This window comes from Azospirillum melinis (genome assembly GCF_013340935.1).
Taxonomy (GTDB): domain Bacteria; phylum Pseudomonadota; class Alphaproteobacteria; order Azospirillales; family Azospirillaceae; genus Azospirillum; species Azospirillum melinis.
Genome location: NZ_WHOS01000080.1, coordinates 1 through 22190, shown reverse-complemented (window position 1 = coordinate 22190; position 22190 = coordinate 1). Strand labels below are relative to the sequence as shown.

The window sequence follows — 22190 nt, the reverse complement described above, 5'->3', positions numbered from 1 at the left end:
CTTTACCGGCCTTGCCTTGTTGATTACCGACAGATCGACACTGTCAGGAGCAAACGCAATGGCTGGCCCTTCCCGGAATGTGGGCACCGAACTCCCCAAGGCCGGCACCTCGCGGGGCCTGGGGCGCCCCGCCATGTGGACCATTCTTGGTATCCTCGCGGTTCTCTCCCTGCTGCTGCTATTCTTCCCGACCTGGTAACGGCAGCCGGTGGCCACGTGCGTTCCCGATCCGGGGCGGCACGTGGCGACCGTGTCGCGGAGCGAGTGCATTGACAGCTGTCGGCATCGCACCTATCGGTGGAAACGGATGCCGGCACAATCCCGCCCCGTCGAGGCGCCGCCGGTGGCCGCTGCGCCAGCCGGGATTTTTCCAACGATGCAAGTCTCCGATTCACATGCCACGGAACTAACCGACCTGATTGCCCGTCTTTGCGGTCCGGCCGGAACCGGCGAGGCGCTGAAGGCAATCTCCGACAGCTGCGAGGCCGCCAGGGCCGCGGGGTTGGGACAGGATGCGGCGGCGATGGAAAGGCTGGACGGCGCGACCGCCGGCCTGGACCCCGTCCTGCGCGAATCGGCGCTGGCCTATGTCTCCGGCGATCTGCACCGTTACCTGCATATCCTGGAGATGCTGGACAATGTGCTGGATCTGGCATCGCTGGACGGCATCAACCAGATTTTCTGGTCGATGCAGCGCCAGCTGTTCCTGATGCGGTTGGACTTGGGCTCAGTGCCCGATTTCGTTGTCGGGCACCTCTTTCCCTTCTACGAACGGTTCCTGCGGCAGGTTGCGGAGCGGCTGAGGCTGGTTCCGGTTGGACGGCAGGCGGGTATGCCCGATACGGGACGGGTGGTCATCGTGACCAACCAGTTCCTGTCCGCCGAACACCAACCGTCGCGCGACCTGCTGCTGCTGGCGGTGCGGTTGCAGCGCGACCTGGGCCGGACGGTGCTGGTGCTGAACACCAACATGATGCCGGACCGCTATTACAGTGCCTTCGTCCCGCCCTTCGCCGCCGCGGTCGAAGACAGGCTGTCGGGAGAGCAGACGATCCGCTGCGGCGGCGAGCGGATCCGCATGCTGTCCTCCACCGCGCCCGGCATCACCGCCGATAAGCTGACCGGCTTCCTGTCTGCGGTGCAGGCGTTCGACCCCGATCTGGTGATCGCCTTCGGTGGTTCGGTGATCGTCGCCGACCTGTTGGGAAGCGCGTATCCGGTCATGTGCGTCCCGACCACCAGCGGGCGGACCATGTCGCTCGCCGACATTGTCCTTGGCTACGGCGATCATGCGCCGCCAGCCGACGGAAGCCGGCTGGGACGATCCTGGCGGCCGTCGCGCTTCACCCTGTCGGTACACCGCACGGGGGATACCGCGACACGCACCCAGTTCTCCCTGCTGGAGGGGGAGTTCGTCTGCGTCGTTGTCGGCAACCGGCTGGATGCCGAGGTCGACGGTGCATTCCTGGAGTTGCTGGGACGGATTCTGGACGCGGTACCGCAGGCTCTGGTGCTGTTCGCCGGCGGAGTGGAACGCTTGCCCGGACGGCTGGCCGCGAACCGTCACGCCGGACGGCTGCGCAGCCTGGGCCATGTCGACCGGATGGAGGCTCTGGTCTCGGTCTGCGACCTGTTCGTCAATCCGCGCCGTACGGGCGGCGGCGGCGGGGCAGCGCAAGCGATGGCGGGCGGCCTGCCGGTGCTGTCCTTCGAGGTCGGCGACGTCGCCAGCGTGGCCGGACCGTCCTTCGTGGTCGCCGATGACGACGCCTTCGTCGCCCGCGCCGTCGCCCTGGCGGGCGATCGGGCGCTGCTGGCCGAGGCGCGGCAGGAAGCCCGTACCCGCATTGAGGCGGTCGAGCGGGAAGGCGCCGACTTCGCGCAGCTTTCCGCCTATATGGCCGAGGCGGTCAGCCTGTTCGACAAGCGGAGATAGCGGCATGCGCTTCCTGCTGTGCGGACAGGGCACCTCGGAAATCCTGTGGTCGATCCAGGCGGCTCTGGTCGATCTGGGGCATGAGTCTGTGCTGGCGCTGCCCGACATCTCACAGGATGTGATCGACCGCCGCATCGACGCCCTGTTCGTGCTGAATTTGTTCGAGATCCCCAGGTCGACCGTGGAGATGCTGCGTGACTATATCGCTCAGTTCGGCTCTCCGCCGGCCATCGTGCATGTGTGCCTGAAGCACCCGCTGGAAGAGATCGGCGCCGTCAACGCCGAACAGATCCGCGATGCCGACCGCTGGATGGCCGAGAACGACGTTTCCATGTGGTGCATGTGCCAGGGATCGGCCGAGCAGGCTGTCCGGCTGGGGCTGAGCCGGATCTTCCACGAGCCGTTGGGCGTCCATCGCTGGATCTGCACCGCCCCCGCGGCGGACGGGTCGGTCGATCTGTACAAGCGCTGGATGGCACCGGACACGCCTGGACTGTGTCGCCACCCCTATGCCGCGATGAAGGGACAGTCCGATGCCGATGCGGAATCGTCGGTGAGGGGACGTGTCCTCTATCTGGGACAGGGCTGGCCGGACCATCTGGAAGCCGGGCGTGAGCCGGTTTCCCCGGCAATCCGGCGCGATGCGGAAGCGGTGGCGGCGGCGATGACGGAACGGTCGGCACTGCACAGGGTGCAGGCCATGGACCGTTGCGGACTGGCAGACCGCTCGGCGGACCCGGCCTGGACGCTGGACTTCAACCGCGCCTTCACCATCGCCTTCGCGGTGGAGAACCGCCGCCGCTTCGCCACCGCCCTGCGCCGCGGTCTGGGCGAGGAGTTCTCGCTGTGGGGCAATGGATGGGAACGCTTCGGCCTCAAGGCCGGTCCGGTCTCGCCGGCACCGCGCAACGCCTACCCCGACGCGGTGGCCTGCCTGGATTTCGGCAGCCTCGCTTTCGACACGGCGATTTTCCCCAGAACGCTGGAGATCGTCAAACGCAACGGGCTGCTGGTCAGTTGGCGCCATGCCGACACCACCCGGCTGTTCGGGCCGAATGAGGACCGGTTGACCTTCGCGGGAGAGGACAACGCCGTCAGCCTTCTCTCCGCTTTGTCCAGGGACGCCGACCGCCGCGCGAGGCTGCGGTCGGCGCATCTGGAGCATTGCTTCGACGCCCTGGCGCTGACCGCCATCCTGCCAAGGGTCATCGGGCTCGCCTGTCGCTGACAGGGCTATTCCCGCTTTCGCCGCTGCGCCTTGCGGACGATCGTCTCGATGCAGTCGAGCACGCGGGACGCATTCGCCAACCGGCTTTCGGCCTCCGGTGCCTCCAGCGCTGCCGACAGGCGGTCGTCCTGGGCACGCAGGACGCCTTTCGAGCGTTTCGCCAGCGTCGCCGCCCTGGCCGCAGCGCGCTCGCCCCGCAGGGTGACCGCGACGCCCGCCGGGCCGCAACCGAGCGAGGCGATCCCCAAGGCGCGGCAGCGGCAGCGCAGACCGGCGATGGCCAGCAACCGCTCCACCGGGGCCGGCAGCGGGCCGAAGCGGTCCTCCATCTCCTCGCGCAGGGCGTCCAGTTCACCCGCCTCGCGGGTGCGGGCGATGCGGCGGTGCAGGCCGATGCGCAGTTCCTCCTCCGGAATGTAGGCCGACGGGATGCCGTGCGGCACCGCAACCGTCACCTCCGGATCCCAGCGGGCATCGGGCTGGCGGCGCAGCGCCCGCAGGGCGTCGGCCAGGATGCGCTGGTAGAGCTCGGTCCCCACCGCACGCAGATGGCCGCTCTGATCATCGCCCAGCAGGTCGCCCGCCCCGCGCTGGTCGAGGTCGAGCATGCTTAGCACGAAGCCGCCGCCCAGGCTTTCGATCACCTCCAGCGAGCCGAGCCGGCGCGCCGCCCGCTCCTCCAGCGGGTGGTCGGGGTCGGTCAGCAGGTAGGCGTAGCCCTGCACCGCCCCGCGCCCGACGCGGCCACGCAGCTGGTGCAGCTGGCCCAGCCCGAACAGGTCGGGGCGGAACAGCAGCAGCGTGTTGGCGCGCGGGATGTCGATGCCGGACTCGATGATCGGCGTCGCCAGCAGGATGTCGCTCTCGCCGTCGACGAAGCCCATCACCGCATCGTCCAGCGCTGCCGCCCCTAGCCGGCCATGCGCCACGGCGATGCGGGCCGACGGGACGAGCCCGCGGATCCACGCCTCCAGTTCGCCGAGGTCGGCGATGCGCGGGGTGACGCAGAAGACCTGCCCGCCGCGTCCCAGCTCACGCAACAGGGCGGCACGGGCGGTGGTCGGGTCGCGGGGCGTTACGGCGGTACGCACCGGCCGGCGGCGGGCCGGCGGCGTATCGATGATGCTGAGGCCGCGCAGACCCGCCAGGGCACCCTGCAAGGTGCGCGGAATCGGGGTGGCGCTGAGCGCCAGGCTGTGGACGCCCTTGATGCGCCGCTTCAACGCCTGCTTCTGCGTCGCGCCGAAGCGCTGCTCCTCATCCACCACCATCAGGCCCAGACGCTGGAACCGGACATCCTTGGACAAGAGCGCATGGGTGCCGATGACGATATCGACCGATCCGTCGGCCAGCCCGGCGCGCACGCGGTCGCCGTCGGCCTTGGTCATGGCTCCCGTCAGCGGCTCCAGCCTGATGCCGAAGCCGGCAAAGCGGCGGCGGAACACATCCAGATGCTGGCGGGCGAGGACGGAGGTCGGCGCCATCACCGCGACCTGATGGCCGGCGAAGGCCACCGCGGCCGCCGCGCGCAACGCCACTTCGGTCTTGCCATAGCCGACGTCGGCGCAGACCAGATGGTCCATCGGCTGGCCCTGGCGCATGGCGTCGAGCACAGCCTGGATGGCGCGACGCTGCCCCTCGGTCGGGTCGAAGCCGAACCGGGCGCCGAAGCGGCGCATGCGGTCGGCCGGCGGGTCGATGACCGGCGCCGTCTCCCGCGTGCGGCGGCGGGCTTCGCGCAGGATGCCCTTGGCGGTCTCGCCGATCTCCGCCTCCAGCACGGCGCGGCGTTCCAGCCAATGTGCGTTCTTCAGGCTGTCGAGCTTCGCACCGGTGTCGGCCGAGCCGTGGCGCCACAGCCGGTCGAAATCGGCGGTCGGCACCAGCAGCCGGTCGTCATGGGCATAGTCCAGCACCAGGAAATCGGCGGTGGACTCCTCGCCGTCGCCGGTGGCGATGGTCTCCAGCCCGATCAGCCGGCCGATGCCATAGTCGAGGTGCACGACGAAATCGCCGGTCGACAGTTCGGACGGGGCCAGCGGTGGCCGGACCTGCGCCTCGCCGCCGCGTTCCTCGGCATGGCGGGGGGCGACCAGCACGGTCATGCCGTCGCAGGTGAAGCCGTCGGCGCTCCGCAAAGCCAGCACGGCGCAGTCTGCCGCCGCCAGCGGCGGATCGGGCCAGCGGTCCAGCCGGGGCACCGGACGCCCCAATGCCGAAGACGCCCGCTCGGCCAGCCGGTCGGCCTCGCCCGTACCGGAGCGGGCGGCGAGCAGCACAGGCCGGCCCTCCCCGACCAGAGCCGCCGCCCGGCGCAGCAGGGTGCGCTCGGTCCGCACCATTTCCACCGCTGAACCGGCCGTGACCTCCACCGGCAGCAAGGTACGGGCGGCCAGTTTTACTTCCAGCGCGTCGGCATCGATCAGCCGGCGTTCCAGCGGCGGGACCGGCAGCAGACAGGGATCGTCGCGCCGGATCCGCCTGTCGATTCCTGCCTCGGCCAGATCGTCGGCCCGTGCCTCGATGCGGTCGCGTGCACCGGCGTCCAGCACGACCAGCGCCTCCGGCAGCAGGTCCAGCAGCAATGGGCAGTCGTCGAAGACATTGGGAAGCTGGAGGTCGAAGGCATAGGGCCGGCGGCCTTCCTCCAACTCCCGCCGGAGCCCGTCCGGCAGGGCGGCCCCCAGGCCGGCAAGGCTGGCGGCCAGCCGGTCGAGCATCTCCGGCCCGACGATCAGGTCGGTGACCGGCCCCAGCGGAAGCTCGTCGATCGACTCGACCGAGCGCTGGGACACCGGATCGTAGAGGCGCAGGTCACGCACCGCCCCGTCGGCGATGTCGCAGCGGACCGGGCGGTCGCAGTGGCCGGGAAAGACCTCCACCACCGCTCCCCGGATCGCCACCTCGCCGGGCTCGTCGACCCGGTCGTCCAGCACATAGCCGTTGCGGGCAAACCAGCCGCGCCAGGCGGCCTCGTCATAGGCCATCCCGCAGGTCAGGTGGAAATGCCCGCCTGTCCAGGCCTGCGCTGGCGGCAACCTCTGCAAGGCCAGATCGGCCGAGGCCACCACCAGCCGCCCGCCGGCCGGCTCTCCCCCCTCGGCAAGCCGCATCAGCCCGGCGGCGCGGCGGCCCAGCACGGCCCGCGACGGGGCGGCACGGTCGCCGGCCGCCGTCTCGTCGATGGGCAGCAGAATGGTGTCGAGGTCGGGGAAAAGGTCGCCCACCAGCTGCGCCAGCCTGGTGGCGCGCGCATCACTGCGGGCAAGCAGCAGGACGCCGCCGGGCCGCCGGGCGAGTGCCGCGAGCCGGACAGCCAGTTCGCCCTCGCTGCCGACGGACAAGCTCGTGGGGGACGATGCCGGGACCGGAAACGGCGCATCGGGGGCGGGTTCGGCGACGGGGAATCCGTCAAGCATGTGGGCAGGCTCCGCTTTATCGCACCGCACGGCCCCCGATGGGAGGGACGTCGGGGCCGCGAAGGTTAAACACCGCCGGGTCCCCGCGGTTGCCTACCCTTCAGTCTAGCGGAACCGTCCCGATCAGTGCAGCACCAGCCAGCCGACCAGAACCGCCAGGAAGGCGCCCGCCGTCGACCCCAGCACGGTCAGCAGCGGTGACCACCCTGCCCCGCCGGTCTTTTCCGCCGACGCGCTGTCCAGCCCGCGCAGGCTCTGGTCCATCCGCATCAGGAAAACCTCCAGGCCACCGACACGCTCGGACAATTCGCGCACGGACTCGGCCAGGGCTTCGGAACGCTCGCCATCGGATGTTTCCAAGCGGGCGGTGTCGGCCCGCAGCGCCGTCACCCCCTCGCCCGCATCGCGCAGCAGCCGGCCGATGGTCTGCTGGGCGGCGGCAAGCTGGCGCTGGTCGCGGCGCAGAGCGTCGATCCTCTCGCCGATGCGATTCAGATGCGGACCAAGCAGCCGGTCGAGCCGCTGGTCCTCGGGGTTCGGCTGGGCGAAGGTCGCCGTCTCCCCGGTGGAGGGCGACCTCACCACCGCCACCACCCGCGACGGATCCGCCCCCTCCGGCAGGATCACCTCCGCCTCGAAGGCATGGGCGCCGTCACCGATGCCGCCGCCGGCCAGATCGGGCCGCGGACGGTCGGCCGCCACCCGTGCCAGCGTTTCCGGCGGACCGCCGTCCCGCTCCAGCCGCAACTCGACCTCCAGCCGGTCGGCCGGATGGTTGCCATCCCAGGCCCAGCCGAAGACACGGCCCCCCTGCAAGGCGTCGATATGACCGACGATGGCCGCTGCTTGCGGTGCGTCGAGGGGATCGGCCACGGGGGTGGAGTCGCGAAGCTCGACGATCTTGGCAGTGGCGGACATGGGACCGGTTTCCGGTTGTTCTGGACGATTGTCGGGCTGAAAAGGCAGGTTTAGGCTTAAGCCGCCTTGCGTTCCGTGGTGCGGCGCAGGGTGTGGCTGGGCATGCGGTGGGGGACGTAGTTCTCGTCCAGGAACTCCCGCATGTCGCGATAACGCTGATAGTAGGTGCGGTTGAACTTCTCGAACAGGCTCTGGTCCCAGTATTCCTCAAGGACGAAGGGCTTGTCGGAATAGACATTGTAGCAGGGAATCGCGAAAGTCTCCGCGAACTCCGCCGTGCGGCTGTCATAGCTGAAGTAAACCGACGGCGTGGCGTTCGACAGGGCCATCAGGTTGCCGTGCAGGCGATAGCCCAGCACCAGATCCTTCGACCGAACGAGGTTCTCGTAATCGGCGACGACGTCCGAATACCACAGCCGCTCGCGGTACAGCGCGTCCATCTCATCGTCGAAATACCACTGCTTCAGCCAGGCGCTGTCATGCAGGTGCGCCCAGGCTTCCGCCTTCTGCTCCTCGGTGCCCCACAGCAGTTTCTTCTCCTCGACCTCGCCCTGCATCATCAGCACGGTGTCGAAGCGGCGGGAGATGTCCTTCACGAAGTCGCGGTGGCGCTCCAGATACTTGCGCACGTCCGGCGAATAATGCTTGGAGACCTCGCGGCGCATGGTGATGCCGACCTTACGCACGCTGTCGAGAGCCGGCAGATCGATGCGCAGCTCCGGGTCGCGGTTGCGGAAGGCGGTCGGGCAGCCGACGATGCGGGTGTTCTTGATGCCGAGGTCCCACAGCACTTCTGCGGTGTAGGTGCCGCGCACGCCGAGCGTCGTCGATTTATCGGCGATCATCCGCCAGATGCGCTTGCTTTCCTCGGTCAGCGTCAGCTTGCCGGTGGCCGGCGCCTGGGCACCGACGCCGAAGGCGATGACGGGGATGCGCAGCTTGGCCAGCACTTGAATGGTCGCCGCCGGCCAATCCATCGAATCGTGGATGTAGTTGCTGCCGCGCAGGAAGACATAGTCGTATTCCGCATTGATCCGGTCGACCACCTCCTGGCGGAACTCGCGAATCTCCAGCACATCCAGCTTGTCGTAGGTCAGCAGCTTCAACGAGGAGTCGAAGACGAAGGCGTCGCCGATGTTGTGGTAGTGGTCGATGCTGCGCTGAATGTCCTGGTAGCTGTACCAACGCACGCAGTCGTGATCATAGACTTCGCCCGACGGAATCATGACGAGAATGTTGGCCACAGCGGATCTCCCTGGTTTTAGCATCAATAGGGATGGATGATACCCGGACCATCGCCGGGAAAATTCGAATTGGCGCACAGACCTTGTCTGGAAGGCCTCGTGACTTTCATTCCAATTCTAGCAACTTATTCAGATGGTGTCGGAGCTAAATATTATACACTTCGGAAAATATCACAGGCCATCCCGTTTTTCTTAAGACCGCTGAGCCACTGCCCGTTCCGGCATGGAGGGCGCGGCACCGCCGGCGGCGAGCAGGGCGTCGAACACTTCCGAGTGCTGGCGGGCGCACTCGGCGCGGTCGATGGGGCGGCGGATGCGCAGGCGCAGGCGGTCCCACAGGTCGGGCGTGGTCAGCGCCTCTGTCATGCGGTCCACCAGATCCTCGACACTGCCGTTGCGGAAATGCAGTCCGTCGACACCGTGGGTCACCTTTTCCGCCATGCCGCCGATGTTGCTGGCGATGATCGGGCGGCCGTGCAGGAAGGCCTCCTGGATGACCACGGGGGAATTCTCCCACCAGATCGACGGGATGATCATCCAGTCGACGTCCTTCATCAGGCCCGGCAGTTCGGCCGAACGGTAGCTGCCATAGAAGCGCACCCGGTCGCCAGCCTTCTCCACCGCGTCGTTGAAGCGCTTCTGATAGGCCTCCGGCTGGCGTTCCAGATTGCCGCCGAAGATCATCAGCGCGCCGTCCTCGCCCCAGACCTTGTCGGAGAGGCGCGACACCGCCTCCACCAGCAGGTGCGCGCCCTTGAACTCGGTGAGCTGGCCGAAGAAGGCGAAGCGGTTGCGCTTGCCGCCGCGGGTGACCGGCCGCGGCGGGGCGATGCCCTCGATGGTCAGGCCGTTCTCGATCATGCGGAACTTCTCACGCGGCAGCCCCCAGTCGACATAGCGGTCGATCAGGAAGTTCGACGGGCTGATGTAGAAGTCGGCCTGCTCCAGGAAGGTCTTCAGGAACAGCTCGCGCTTGAAGAACTCCGCCTCGCCGATGTGCGGGAAGCAGCCGGCGCAGTCGGCCGGGCTGGAGCGGTAGCAGAGCGTGTTGCGGCTGGTCTTCACCATCTGGCCGTGATGATGGCAAATCGACAGATATTCATGCAGCGTCACCACGATGGGAACGCGCGGCAGGGCTTGGCGCACCGCCTGGATCGTCTCGATCCCCAGCCCCAGGAAATGGTGGAAGTTCACCACGTCCGGCTGCAGGTCGCGGACATAGCGGACGAAGTCCTTTTCCAGCCCCGGCAGGTTGCGGTTGGACAGGCGGAAATGGTCGTAGTCGTTGGCGTAATACAGCACCTCCCGCTCCTTCTGGCGAAGCGCCATCAGGGCGGAGCCGCGGTGCTGGGCGATGGGCGGCGCCACGCGGGCCAGATAGTGGCTTTCCCAGCCCGGCAGGTCGTGGAGACCGTTGTGCAGGTTATAGGAGGCGACCTCACCCCCGCCCAGCGAGAAGGAGGGGTGGCCATGGCTGATGATCAGCGCGCGCTTGGTCTTGCTCATCGGGTGACCGTCTGTCCAAGTCGAAGGGGGTGTGAAACCGGGTGGTGGCAAAGCGCTAGGCGGCGATCGACGCCTTCCAGCGCTCGGCGAAGCTCCAGTCGTCGACCAGGGCGCTCATGCGCTCCAGCCTGGGGTCGCGGGGATTGCGGGACTGTTCGTCGACCGCCACCAGCCGCACCTTGGGCAGCCACAGGCAGGAGCCGCCGGCCGCCCGCACCCGCAGGCACAGGTCCAGCCCTTTCGGCTCCAGCCCGAGATAGCGGCCGCCGTCGGCCATCGCACGCGTCAGAAGCTCGCGCGGCAGCAGCGCGCAGTCGGCGGAGGCGGCATCGACCGCGGGCGCCTCCTGATCCTTCAGCCAGTCGCGCGGGTAGCCGGCGAAGCGGCGCTCATAGGTGACGGCACCGCCTGGACCTTCCACCGCGACGATGCCGGCGAAGCGGACGGAGTGGTCCTCGTACAGCAGGGTCGGGCTGACCATCACCGGGGCCAGTGCGGCGGAACCCACGGCGTTCGGCTTGCGGATCGCGCGCTCCAGCGCAGAGAGCCAGCCGCGTTCGGTCGGCAGGACCGATGGCGACAGCAGCAGGACACGGTCGGCTCTCGCATGCGGCAGGGATGCCGCCATCGCCTCGAAGGGGTCGGCGGCGGTGGGAGCGGCCACGAAGCCGACCGCCAGCCGGTAGAAGCCGGCGGCCTGCCGGACCATGCCGGCCAGCCGCTCATGGGTACCGGCACCGGCGGCGACCAGGATCTCCGTCTCGGCGAAGTCGGGGTCGTTCGCCATCCGGGCGATGTTCAGGTCGACATCCTCGCGCCCGTCGCAGACCGGCAGGATCACCGACACGCGCGGCGTCTTCAGCGCGCGGCCCATCGGATGCAGGACGGAGGGCGGGGCCGCCTTCGCGGAGGCCGCGGTGCGCAGCATCGGCCCGAGATGGGTGGAAACGACACGGTCGATGGACGGACTGTCGGGATTGACCGCGCCCAGCATGCGGCGCAGCGAATCGCCGGTCGGCGGCTGGCAGGGCAGCGGCAGGAAGGCGATGCCGTCGGCCAGCGTCAGCTCCAGATGGAATTCGGCATCGGCGGCGATGCCGGCGGGCTCGCGGGCGAAGGCGGTGAAGCCATGGCCGTCGTTGCCCGGCAGCAGCCGTCCGGCGAACAGCGGATCATGGGCGAAGGCATCGGACACGTCCTTGCGGGCCAGCCGCGACCAGTCGGCGTCCAGCCGCGCGGTCATGCCGCCGCCCTTCACCGTCACCGCACGGACCGCCTGGGTGGGGTCGAGCAGCCAGCCGCAAACGAACAGCCCGGCGCCCGGCACGCGCACCGCCATGTCCAGCCCCATGCGCACGGGGGCCTGGATCTGCGACACCGTTTCCACACCGTTGTAGCGGGCGGCGATGGCAGCGGCGACGCCGCGGCGGGCGGCATCGCCCTGCAACTGGCCCAGCATGTCGCGGGCATGGGCGGAGGCGACGCCGTCGGCCAGAAGCTGCCGGTGTTCGAAAATGGCGAGATGGCGCCAGCCGTCGGCGGCGCGGAAATGGATGCGGCGGATGGTTTCGGGGGAGGCGACCGGGCCTTCCAGAACCGTCAGCAGGCCGGCGGCATCGTCGGGCAGGTCCGGACGGTGGAAGGGGGCGGCGGCGATGGCGTGGGGCCGCACCTCCTCCGCCTCCACCAGCACATGGGGCAGCACATGGGAGGCACCGGCCGGGAAGCCGTGCGACCAGCCCTGCACCATCAGCGCACCGTCGCGGAAACGGCCCAGCACCTCGGCGAAGCCGTCCGGACGGGAGGCCTCCTGCGCCAAGCCGGACAGCAGGCGGGTACGGCGGTGGCCCTCCCCCGCTTCACCCTCGCCCATCGCCGGGCCGGACAGCAGGGTCACGGCGACGTCCAATGCAGTGTCGAGCGACTGCGGCTGCACCTCGCGCAAAGCTGCGACCAGATGGGCAGGGTTGGTGCGGACGTTCGACAGGCGGGGCAGCAGCAGGTGCTTGCCCTGGGCATCCTCGATCTCGATGCGGGATGGGCGCATGTGGGCCAGCCCGGCAACGCGGATGGCGCCCAGAAACCAGCGCTCCCCCGCCCCATCGGTCCAGCAGCCGCCGCGGAAGCGCCCGTCGATCATGCCGTCCAGCATCACCACGCTGTCGGCCGGCAGGGGCTGGTCGATGGCGCCGAACAGCATCAGCGTGTCCTCGTCCAGCAGGACGGCGGCGGTGATGTCGGCCTTGGTGCTGCGGTCCTTCATCGGGTGCGATTCCCCTGGATAAGAGCGGCGGGCGCCGGTGAAAGAAGTTCGCCGTAAAGCGCGAGGTGGAGCGACGCGGCTTCCTCCGTCGGGCGGACGGCGGGGATGTTGGCCGACAACCGTTCCCACAGGCCGGGTTCGGTCATGGCGCGGGTCATGACGCGGGCGAGGTCGGCGGGATCGTTGGGACGGACATGCAGGCCGTCGATGCCGTCGTGCACCGCTTCCGCCATTCCACCGATGCCGCTGACGATGACCGGGCGGCGGTGCTGGAAGGCCTCCTGGATGACCAGGGGGGCGTTCTCCCACCAGATCGACGGCATCACCACCCAGTCGGCGGCGGCCATCAGCGCCGGCATCTCCTGCGGCCGGTAGGGACCATGGGCGGTGGCGAGGCCGCGCGCCCCTTCGAAGCCGTCGGTCACCCGCTGGCGGAACTCCGGCGTCTGGTACAGGCTGCCGCCATGCACGGCCAGCGACGGGGAAAGCCCCTGGCGCGCCATGCGGGCGACTGCATCGAGCACCACAGTGACGCCCTTGAACGGGTTGAGGTTGCCGAAGTAGGCGAAGGCGGCGCGCGCCGCGCCGGGACCCAGGTCGCGCGACGGGACCGGCTCGACGGACGGACGGCTGTTTGCCATCACCTCGATCCGCGCCGGGTCGAGACCCCAGGCGACATAGCGGTCGCGCAGGAAGCGGCTGGGGGCCAGGAAGCGGTCGACCAGCCCGAACATCGCCTTGATGTGCTTCTCGCGCAGCAGGAACTGGTCGGCCGGACGGTCGGGGAAGCAGCGGTGGCAGGCGTCCGGCGACGCCTTGGTGCAGAGCGCGCGCGTCCCGCCTTCGCCGCGCGGCGGGGTCACCATCTGTCCGTCATTGGCGCAGATCGGATAATAGTCGTGCAGCGTGTAGACGATCTTCGCATCCGGACAGACGCGGCGGATCAGGAACAGCATCTCCACGCCCAGCAGCAGCGTGTGATGCACATGCACGATGTCCGGCCGGAAGGCGCGCAGCAGGTTGGACAGGTCGGGAACCAGCCCGTGCAGATCGATCTGGCTCTGATGGAAATGGTCGAAATGGCCGGCCCACAGAAGCACCTCGTCGGCACTGCGGCCCAACGTCTGGAAACCGGTGCCGGGGCGCGGGGCGCGGTGGATGTCGTTGGTGCAGGCCAGGAACAGGCACTCGGCGCCGGCAGCCTTCAGGCCGCCGAACAGCTCATGCGCGAAGATTTCGGTGCCGCCGGGATGCAGGCCCGGGTGGTTGTGCGCGATCAGCAGCACCCGCGGCGGCCGGGCGGCCACCAGCGGTCGCGCCGGCTGGCGCGGAGCGGGACGGGCGGCCTGATTGGCGGGGATCAGCGGAAGGCGGCGCCGGCTCATGGCGCGGTCCCCTTCTCCAGAACCAGCAGATCCTGGAAATTCTCGGCCTCGCGCTGGCCGCTCCAGTGGCCGCGCATGACGACGCGGGCGGGACGCAGGCCATGAGCGGCGAAGCGGCCGAGCAGGAACTCCTCGTCATAGGCGACGGCGGCGTTGGGATGCTCGGGATCGGCCAGCAGCTCCACGCCGGGCGCATCGCGGAAGGGCGGACGCGCGGTGCCCTTGGCGATGCCGGCGCGGGCGGTGGCGTCGGCCAGGAACAGGCTGAGGAAGCAGCGTCCACCCGGCTTCAGCACCCGCGCGATCTCCGCCGCGTAGCGCTCGGTATCGGCGGTGCGCAGATGGGTGATGACTGAGGTCAGGATGACGAAGTCGTAAGCGCCGGCCTTGAAGGGCAGCGTCGCCGCTTCCCCCTCGATCCGGCCATCGGGATTGTAGAGGCCGTTGGCGACGTCGAGATGGTGGAAGCGGAACTCCGGATAGGCCGGCGTGATGGTCGAGGCGCACCAGCGGATGCCGTCCAGCACGATGTCGATGCCGTCGTAGGACCCGTTCAGATACTGGGTCAGCGGCAGCGCCATGCGGCCGACACCGCAGCCGATCTCCAGAACCTTGTGGTCGGGACGCAAGCCGCCGAGACGGACGAAATGGCGTAGGAACTCTGCCCCGATGGCACGGAAATCGCCATCGCCGATGAAATGCAGCTCGGGCGGCGGCACCGGCAGGAAGCGGTTGCGCGCGATCTGGGCGCAGAGCCACTCCAGCCGCGGATCGGTCTGGCGGCGCAGCACGGCAAGCTGCGGGGTCGGCAGAATCGCATTCATCGGGGCACCTGTGCTGTCTTGCGGGGCCGGCTGCTCCGGAGCGGCAGCGCCTCGTCGCCGGCACACCAGTCGCGCGCCATCAGTCCGGCCATACGGTCGGCCCAACGGCGGCCATGGAGCCAGCGGTTGTATTCGGAGGCGACGCCCCGGGTGTAGCCCTGGTGCCGGCCGATGGAGCGGCGCTCCAGATGGTAGAGCTCCACCGACGGGGCATAGCGGATGTCGAGCCCCTGGTCGCGGATGCGCAGGCAGAGGTCCGAATCCTCGAAATCGCCGATGATGTAGTCTTCGCAGAAGCCGCCGGCGGCGCTGTAGGCGGCGCGCGTGGTCAGCAGGCAGGCACCGGTGACGCCAGGCACCGACCGCGGCCGGCAGGCGGCGGCAAAGTCGCGCGGCAGGCCCTTGAAGTAATGATGGTTGTACCAGGCACCTTGCAGGTCGCGGTCGAAATAGAGCCCGGCATGCTGGAGGCTGTCGTCGTCGAACAGCAGTTTCGGCCCGACCGCACCGATGCCCGGACGATCCTCAAGCGCCGCGACCAGTTGCGGCAGCCACCCGGCGCGGTCGGGCACCACGTCGGAATTGAGGAGCAGCAGGCGGTTGGCGCGGGCAACGGCGACGCCGGCATTGTTGGCGGCGGAATAGCCGTAATTGGCGGTCTGCACCAGCAGCAGCATCGGCAGGCCGTAGAGCCCGTGGAAGCCGCGCAGCAGATGCACCACCTCGTCGCGCTGCTCCGGGCTGTCGAGCACGAAGACCAGTTCGGCCTCGGCCATCGCCGGGTCGGTGGCGAAACAGGCGATCTGGAAACGCAGGAACTCCAGCGTACGGTAAAGCGGGATGATGACCGACACCGCGGGCTTGGCCTTGCGCTCGCCATAGACGACCAGTTCCGGCTCGCCGCGGGTGGCGAGATGAGCGGCATGCAGCGGGGCGACGGCCGGACCGATGACGGTCTCCAGCAGCTCGGGCGTGGCGAAGCGCGGCGGCAGGCTCCCCAGCACAGCGGCGCGGGCATCCGCATCGGCGCGCGGGCGCGGCGGCGGGACGAGGCGCAGGGCACCGCCCGAGGCCAGCCGAAGCTCGGCCGTCACCTGAAGCGCTTCCGCCGGTTCGGGCTTGCCGGGAAGATGCAGGACGAAGCCGCTGCGGTCGATGCCGCCGGTGCCGTAAAGCTTGGCCACATCCTCGCGCGGGAAGCGGTGGGCGAACCGCCCCACCCGGCGTTCACCGCCGAAGGGCGTGCGCACCACCAGTTCCGCCGCCAGCCCATGCGGATCATGCAGCCAGCCGGCGAGGAACAGGCCGCCATCGGCCGTGGGAACCGCGAGGTCGAGCGAGGCGCCGATCGGCCGCTTGGCATCGGCGGCCTGCCGGCGTGGCAGCGGGGCCAGCGCCTGCAACTCGCTGACCGCCGAGGCGGCGGACGCATCGCTGCGGCCGCGTTGGGCGAGGCAGGTCAGCAGATAGTGGCGCAGCGCGGCCGGCGTGTCGGGACGGAGGTTCAGCCGGTCGGTCAGGGTCGGCAGGCCGGCGGACTCCACAGGGAAGCGGCGGCAGGCGACGCCGTTGGCGCCCAGCACCACCAGCAGATTGCCCGGCACGCACAGACCGCGGTCGATCAGCAGGTCGAAGGCGATGCGTCCCTTGCCGGCCGGGTCGGGTCCGATGCAGGCATCGAAGGGTGCCCGCGCCACCGCGCTCGGCGACAGCACCACCAGACCGCTGATGGCGCCGAAGCGACCGGACAGCGCCCCGGCACAAAGAAGAAGGTCACCGCCCGCCGTGGCGCGGACCACCAGCATCGCCGGCTCCGCCGCACGGTCCAGAACCAGCCGGCGGCACAGCCCGGCAAAGGCTGCATCGCGGCGAAGCGCCGGTGTGGAGCAGGCGAAATCGAACAGGAAGCGCAGCACCCGCAGCCGGGCGGCACCGTCCAGGCTGCCCAGCAAACCGGCGGGATCGAGATCGGCGGCACCGGACTCGGTGCGAAGCTCGGCGATCACGCGGTTTCTGGCGATGAAATGGATGGGCATCCGCGGATCGCGCGGTGCCGGCAGGATCGACAGGACACGCCGTCCGCCCCAGCCGGTGTCGATGGTCAGCGTAGTGAAGGGCGGACGCACCGGCTCCCCGTCGACGCTCGGCGTGATCGGGCCGACGGCATTGGCCGCACCGTCCGCCTTTCCATCCATCGTCCAGGAGACGAGGAGGAAGCGGGGGCCCAGCGCCAGACATTGGGCGGGGGCAATCGACACCGAATTCGGCAGAACGGCGATGACGGTCATGGATGGGATTCCGGCAGCGTCGGTGGATTTGAAAGTCGAAATTGGCTGACTGCGGGCAAAGGGGGACCGGCGGCGGCTGTGACACCACCGGTCCGTCCTTCTCATTCACTGCCCAGGAAGCAGTGGACGATCAGTGCCTGGGCAGTGCCCGGTCAGTGGATGACGAAGAAGTCATTCGGGTGGTTGTGGATGTCCGCAGCCGAGACACCCTTCAGCGTGATGCTGTCGCCATGGCCGAGGTCGATCACGGCGTCGCCATGCTGGTCGGTGACGCGGGCGGCCAGATCGGCAGCGTCGGTCACCTTCAGGCCGTTGATGTTGCGGGAGATCTGCAGAACGTCCTCGCCGGCCTTGAAGTCAAGGACCACGTCCTGGCCGCCGCCGCCGGAGAAAATGAAGACGTCGTGACCGGCACCGCCGATCAGCAGGTCGTCGCCTTTGCCGCCTTCCAGGCGGTCGTTGCCGTCGTCGCCGAACAGGGTGTCGTCGCCGTCACCGCCATTCAGCACGTCGTCGCCGGTGCCGCCGCGCAGCAGGTCGTCGCCCTTGCCGCCATTGAGGATGTCGTTGTGGCCGCCGCCGTACAGCGTGTCGTCGCCGGCGCCGCCGTTCAGCACGTCGTCACCGTCGCCCCCCGACAGCACGTCGTCGCCCTTGCCGCCATCCAGCAGATCGCGCCCGGCACCGCCGATCAGCACGTCGTCACCATTCCCCCCCAGGATGATGTCGTCGCCCGAACCGCCGTCGATGATGTCGTTGCCGTTACCTCCCAGCAGCACGTCCGCCGATGCGCCGCCATGGATCACGTCCGCCCCGTTGCCCCCCAACAGAAGGTCATGTCCATTGCCGCCGAGCAGAGTGTCGCTTCCGTTGCCCCCCAGCACCAGATCGTTACCCTCGCCGCCGACCAGCAGATCGTCGTGATTCGTGCCGATATGCACGTCGTAGCTGCCCCCAGGAACCGTAGCCATCGTAGGTGTCTCCTTGCGATGTGATTGGGATTTTTGGGCCTTCTTTTGGCCTCGCTCGAAAGGCTGAGCTCGCCTTTCGGTGTAACCAAATCTATCGGGCGGATAGTGTGATAAAACTCGGGCACATGGAAGAGAAAGTTGAGTCTAGACAGCGGATTCTTGCAGTAGAACGCATTGTCGATATTTTCAAAAAGACAGTTAATTTGATTTGCTTCGAATTTCTAAGCAATTTCCGTTTTAAAAATTGATGGTCAGACCCGCATTTTTGCCACCGAAACGCCGTGGACTGGCTGGATTTGCAGGAAAAAGTCGAAATCGTTAAAAGAAGGCTTTTAAAACCGGATGGTCTATCCAAAGCCACAGCGGATTTTCTGTCGACGGCGATACCGTTCATGCCGGCCATGGCGAAAGCGTCATCGGCAAAGATAAAAAGAAAATCACCTTATCATTCAGCGACCGAAAAAATGCTTGAATACTCCCCTATGCAAGCATCTGCCGAACCGACTGCAATAAAACTGCATCACTTTTGTAGCGGACGTGCAAAAGGGCCGGCGTGGGGGACGCCGGCCCTCTCACGGGGCCCCTGGCCAGGGGATGGAACCCAGGCAAGGGCCCCCACCCGCACCGGCCCGAACGGGGGAGGGCCGGGTGGGATGGCGGTTCCGCTTACTTCTCGCGGAAGGCTCTTTGAAGACCGTCGGTCAACGGCGTCAGGAAATAGTCGATGGCGCGGCGGGCATGGCCGTGGATCATCACCTCGGCCGGCATGCCGGGATGCAACTCGACATTGGGCAGGGCCTTCAGCTCCGCCGCATCCATGCTGATCCGTGCAGCGAAGTAGTAGGCGCCGGTGCGCTCGTCCTCCAGCTGGTCGGCCGACAGCGACACCACCTGCCCCGCCACCGGTGGCACGGCGCGCTGGCGGTAGCCGGTCAGCTTCACCATCGCCTTGCTGCCGACCTCCACATTCTGGACGTCGTGAGGGGAAACGCGGGCCTCGACGATCATCGCATCGTCCTGCGGCACGATGTCGAGGATGCCGGCACCGGCCGGGATCACACCGCCGGTGGTGAAGAACTTCAGCCCCGTCACCCGCCCCGCCTGCGGTGCGGTGACCGCCTGACGCAGCAGCACGTCGTCGGCGCTGCGCAGCCGTTCCGACAGGTCGGCGACGCTGGCCTGAGCGGCCTGAAGGTCGGTCGACACCTCCGACCGCCGGGTGTTGCCGATGTTGATCATGGTCAGTTCGGCAGCGGCGATGGCCTGCTCCGCCTTGGACTTGTTCGCCATCAGCTCGCCCAGCCGCCCTTCGGAATCAGCGACGTTGCGCTGAAGCTCCAGCAGGCGCGGCTTGCGCTCGTATCCCTTCGCCAGCAGGCCCTGCACCACGCGAGTTTCCTCCTGGGTGTAGCGCAGCCGGTCGGCGGTGGCGATCCGCTGGGATTCCAATGCCGCGATCTCGTCGCGCAACTGGGAGATCTGCTTGCGCTGGATACCGAGCTGCGCCTCGTAGCTGTCATGGCGGGACCGGAACAGCCGTTCCTCGACCGCCATCGCCTCCGCCGCCACCGGATTGTCGCGCACCGACTTAACCAACTCGTCGGCGAACAGCGGCTTCGGCGCGTCCGATTGCTCGGCGCGCAGCCGGCCCAGCCGGGCCAGAGCCGTCCAATATTGCCCCTGCAACTGGGCCACCACCGCCTGGCTTTGCGTGGAATCCATCCGCAGCAGCACCTGACCGGCATGCACGAGGTCGCCGTCCTTGACCAGCAGGTCGCGCAGAATGCCGCCTTCCAGATGGGAGACGGTTTTGCGGTGGCTCTCCACCATCACCGTGCCGGCGGCGAGTGCCGCGCTGTCCAGGCTGGCGGTGAAGCCCCAGGTCAGGAAGCCGCCGAAGCCCACCAGCACCGCCAGCGCGCCGGCCAGCGCCGTGCCGCGCAGAGACGGCTCGACCGGGGCCACGTCGATGGTCGCGGTCCAGACCGGCTGGGACGACAGGAGGGGCGTATCGCTGCTCATCGCTGTTCTCCGCTGCGGACAAGGCGGGCAATGGTGGTGTTGGGGCCGGCGGGAGCGCCGCCGGGTTGTACCAGTTTCAGGACGTCGTTACGGGCACCGAAATGCTCGACCGCGCCATCCTTCATCACCACCAGCTTGTCGGCGATTGCGACGATGGAGGGGCGGTGGGCGATCATCACCACGGTCGTGCCGTCCGCCTTGACCTTATGAACGGCACTCAGCAGGGCCTGCTCACCGTCATGGTCGAGGTTGGAGTTGGGCTCGTCCAGCACCAGCAGGCGGGGGCGGCCGAATAGGGCGCGGGCCAGCGCGATGCGCTGCCGCTGACCGCCGGACAGGGAAAAGGCGCTGTCGCCGACCGGCGTGTCGTAGCCGAAGGGCAAGCGGCCGATCATCTCGTGCACGCCGGCCAGTCGGGCGGCGCGGACGATCTCCGCCGGGTCGGCGCTGGCCATGCGCGAGATGTTCTCTCCGATGGTGCCGTCCAGCAGCGCCACCGACTGCGGCACGTAGCCGACATATTTGCCGAAGCTCTCGCGCTCCCACAGATAGGTGCTGGTGCCGTCCAGATAGATGCCGCCGGCGGTGGGCTGCCAGACGCCGACCAGCAGGCGGGCCAGCGTCGATTTTCCCGCTCCCGACGGGCCGATGACGCCCAGCACCTCTCCCGCCTGGACCGCAAAGGTGACGTTGCGTAGCACCGGGCGGTTCAGCCCGGAGGGCACATGGGTGACGCGGTCGACGGTCAGCACGCCCTGCGGCTGGGGAAGCGGCATGGTGGAGCGGGCCGAGGCGCCGTTGTTCAGCAGGTCGCGGATACGGCGGTGCGCCTCCAGCGCCTTCACCCACTGGCGCCAGCCGTCCACCAGCTGTTCGAAGGGATGCAGCAGGCGGCCGGTGATCAGGCCGGCGGCCATCATGCTGCCGGGCGTCACCAGATTGTCGATCACCAGCGTGGCACCGGCGGCGATCACGCCGACCTGCAGGATCATCCGCAGCGAGCGCGACGCGGCAGCCAGCCCGCGCGACAGGGTGGCGCCGCGGTCGATCATTCCGGCCGATCCGCTCTGCGCCGACTGCCAGCGCCGGGCCAGTGCCGGCAGCATGCCCATCGCCTCGATGGCTTCGGCATGGCGGACGGTGCCGGCGATGTCGGCGAAGACGCGGGCCGAAGCCTCGTTCGCCTGGGCCATCGGCCGCCGGGTCAGCATGTCGGTCAGCACGCCCATCACCAGCAGCACCAGGGCTGAGACGATGGCGAGCACGCCATAGACCGGATGCAGCAGGAACAGGATCGCCAGGAAGATCGGCGCCCAGGCCAGTTCCAGCGGGGCGGTCACGGCACTGCTGGTCATGAAGCTGCGCAGGTCGTTCAGGTCGCGCATGGTCTGCGCCGCATTGCGCGGGCCGCCCGACAGCGCGTCGACAATGGAGGCCTCCAGCGCCGGTACGTTGAAGCGGTGGGCGATCACGGCGCTGGTCACCAGAAAGGCGCGGGCGCGGATGAAGTCCAGCACGCCGTACAGCGCCAACGCCCCGACCGCGATGATCGCCAGCATCGTCAGCGTTTCCAGGCTGCGGCTGCTCATCACCCGGTCGTAGACCTGCATGGTGAAGAGCGGCAGCACCAGCATCAGGACATTCACGAACAGGCTGAGGACACCGGCCAGCAGCAGGCCCTGTCCGATCTTCCGGTAGGCTTGGGTCAGCAGGGGCCGATCCACGGAACTCATCTTCGATCCTTCCTGAAGGAGGATTCGCCACCTGATGCGGCGCTGGAAATCGGGGAAAACAGGAAAAGCTGCCGGCGGCGACGGACGCGGGACAGGAAGCCGGCTGGGGGGATGCCGGATGCGGCCTGCCCGACGAACGGGCACCGCCTATGCTGGGACAGATCCGGACGCGGGGGGAGCGCCGGCGGATTTGGCACGCCTAAGCTTTACACCGGAGACATTTTAGAGACGTGTGACAAGTTTTGGTCGTCACCCCTTTCCAGCATCCGAAAAAGGGGTAGAAAACGACGGATAAGTCTCTGATAAAAAAGGAAGAAACCAAACTTCACCTAAGGTCTTAGGCCCTTCGGGGGAGGGTTTCCAGCCATCTGGTCAGACGCGTCCGACATCGTGCATGCTGCGCTGCATGAGTTTTGCGCAAGACGCCGTGATCCCCCCATCCGGCCCCCTGCA

Annotated in this window: 13 protein-coding genes; 2 read left to right on the top strand and 11 right to left on the bottom strand. The window is 68.2% G+C overall.

All coding sequences use genetic code 11. The features are described from left to right. The first annotated feature begins 376 nt into the window (after positions 1 to 376). Together GBZ48_RS32545 and GBZ48_RS32540 are read left to right on the top strand one after the other, a co-directional pair. Positions 377 to 1936, top strand: coding sequence for a glycosyltransferase (locus tag GBZ48_RS32545; protein WP_174474809.1), 1560 nt, complete (start codon positions 377 to 379; stop codon positions 1934 to 1936). A 4-nt stretch (positions 1937 to 1940) separates the two neighbouring features. Then, positions 1941 to 3164: a glycosyltransferase family protein gene (locus tag GBZ48_RS32540; protein ID WP_174474808.1), complete on the top strand. Its 1224-nt coding sequence runs from the start codon at positions 1941 to 1943 to the stop codon at positions 3162 to 3164. A 5-nt stretch (positions 3165 to 3169) separates the two neighbouring features. Here the strand turns inward: GBZ48_RS32540 and GBZ48_RS32535 are convergent, their stop codons facing one another. The 11 genes from GBZ48_RS32535 to GBZ48_RS32485 all read right to left on the bottom strand — a co-directional run bounded on the left by GBZ48_RS32535 (position 3170) and on the right by GBZ48_RS32485 (position 21737). Further along, positions 3170 to 6583, bottom strand: coding sequence for a DEAD/DEAH box helicase (locus GBZ48_RS32535; RefSeq protein WP_174474807.1), 3414 nt, complete (start codon positions 6581 to 6583; stop codon positions 3170 to 3172). 123 nt (positions 6584 to 6706) lie between these two features. Continuing rightward, positions 6707 to 7501, bottom strand: a complete 795-nt coding sequence (locus tag GBZ48_RS32530) for a hypothetical protein (RefSeq protein WP_174474806.1) — start codon at positions 7499 to 7501, stop codon at positions 6707 to 6709. A gap of 56 nt (positions 7502 to 7557) precedes the next feature. Next, positions 7558 to 8745, bottom strand: coding sequence for a polysaccharide pyruvyl transferase family protein (locus tag GBZ48_RS32525; RefSeq protein WP_109050702.1), 1188 nt, complete (start codon positions 8743 to 8745; stop codon positions 7558 to 7560). 192 nt (positions 8746 to 8937) lie between these two features. Beyond that, positions 8938 to 10251 carry a glycosyltransferase family 4 protein gene (locus GBZ48_RS32520; RefSeq protein WP_174474805.1) on the bottom strand — a complete coding sequence of 438 codons (1314 nt, stop codon included), beginning with the start codon at positions 10249 to 10251 and terminating at the stop codon, positions 8938 to 8940. A gap of 55 nt (positions 10252 to 10306) precedes the next feature. After that, a complete protein-coding gene (locus GBZ48_RS32515) occupies positions 10307 to 12514 on the bottom strand; it encodes a hypothetical protein (RefSeq protein WP_174474804.1) in 2208 nt (735 codons plus the stop codon). After that, entirely contained in the window at positions 12511 to 13899 is a 1389-nt protein-coding gene (locus GBZ48_RS32510) for a glycosyltransferase family 4 protein (RefSeq protein WP_211105969.1), read from the bottom strand. Before GBZ48_RS32510 ends, GBZ48_RS32515 begins: the two co-directional genes overlap by 4 nt. Then, positions 13896 to 14723, bottom strand: coding sequence for a class I SAM-dependent methyltransferase (locus GBZ48_RS32505; RefSeq protein ID WP_174474803.1), 828 nt, complete (start codon positions 14721 to 14723; stop codon positions 13896 to 13898). Before GBZ48_RS32505 ends, GBZ48_RS32510 begins: the two co-directional genes overlap by 4 nt. Then, positions 14720 to 17011: a glycosyltransferase gene (locus GBZ48_RS32500; protein ID WP_174474802.1), complete on the bottom strand. Its 2292-nt coding sequence runs from the start codon at positions 17009 to 17011 to the stop codon at positions 14720 to 14722. Before GBZ48_RS32500 ends, GBZ48_RS32505 begins: the two co-directional genes overlap by 4 nt. Positions 17012 to 17163: 152 nt before the next feature. Continuing rightward, positions 17164 to 17982 (bottom strand): calcium-binding protein, encoded by an 819-nt coding sequence (locus tag GBZ48_RS32495; RefSeq protein WP_174474801.1) that lies wholly within the window; start codon positions 17980 to 17982, stop codon positions 17164 to 17166. A gap of 666 nt (positions 17983 to 18648) precedes the next feature. Continuing rightward, on the bottom strand, positions 18649 to 20004 hold the full coding sequence (locus GBZ48_RS32490; protein ID WP_174474800.1) for an HlyD family type I secretion periplasmic adaptor subunit: 1356 nt from the start codon (positions 20002 to 20004) through the stop codon (positions 18649 to 18651). Beyond that, positions 20001 to 21737 (bottom strand): type I secretion system permease/ATPase, encoded by a 1737-nt coding sequence (locus tag GBZ48_RS32485; protein WP_174474799.1) that lies wholly within the window; start codon positions 21735 to 21737, stop codon positions 20001 to 20003. The genes GBZ48_RS32490 and GBZ48_RS32485 overlap by 4 nt, the downstream gene beginning before the upstream one ends. Positions 21738 to 22190: the final 453 nt, after the last annotated feature.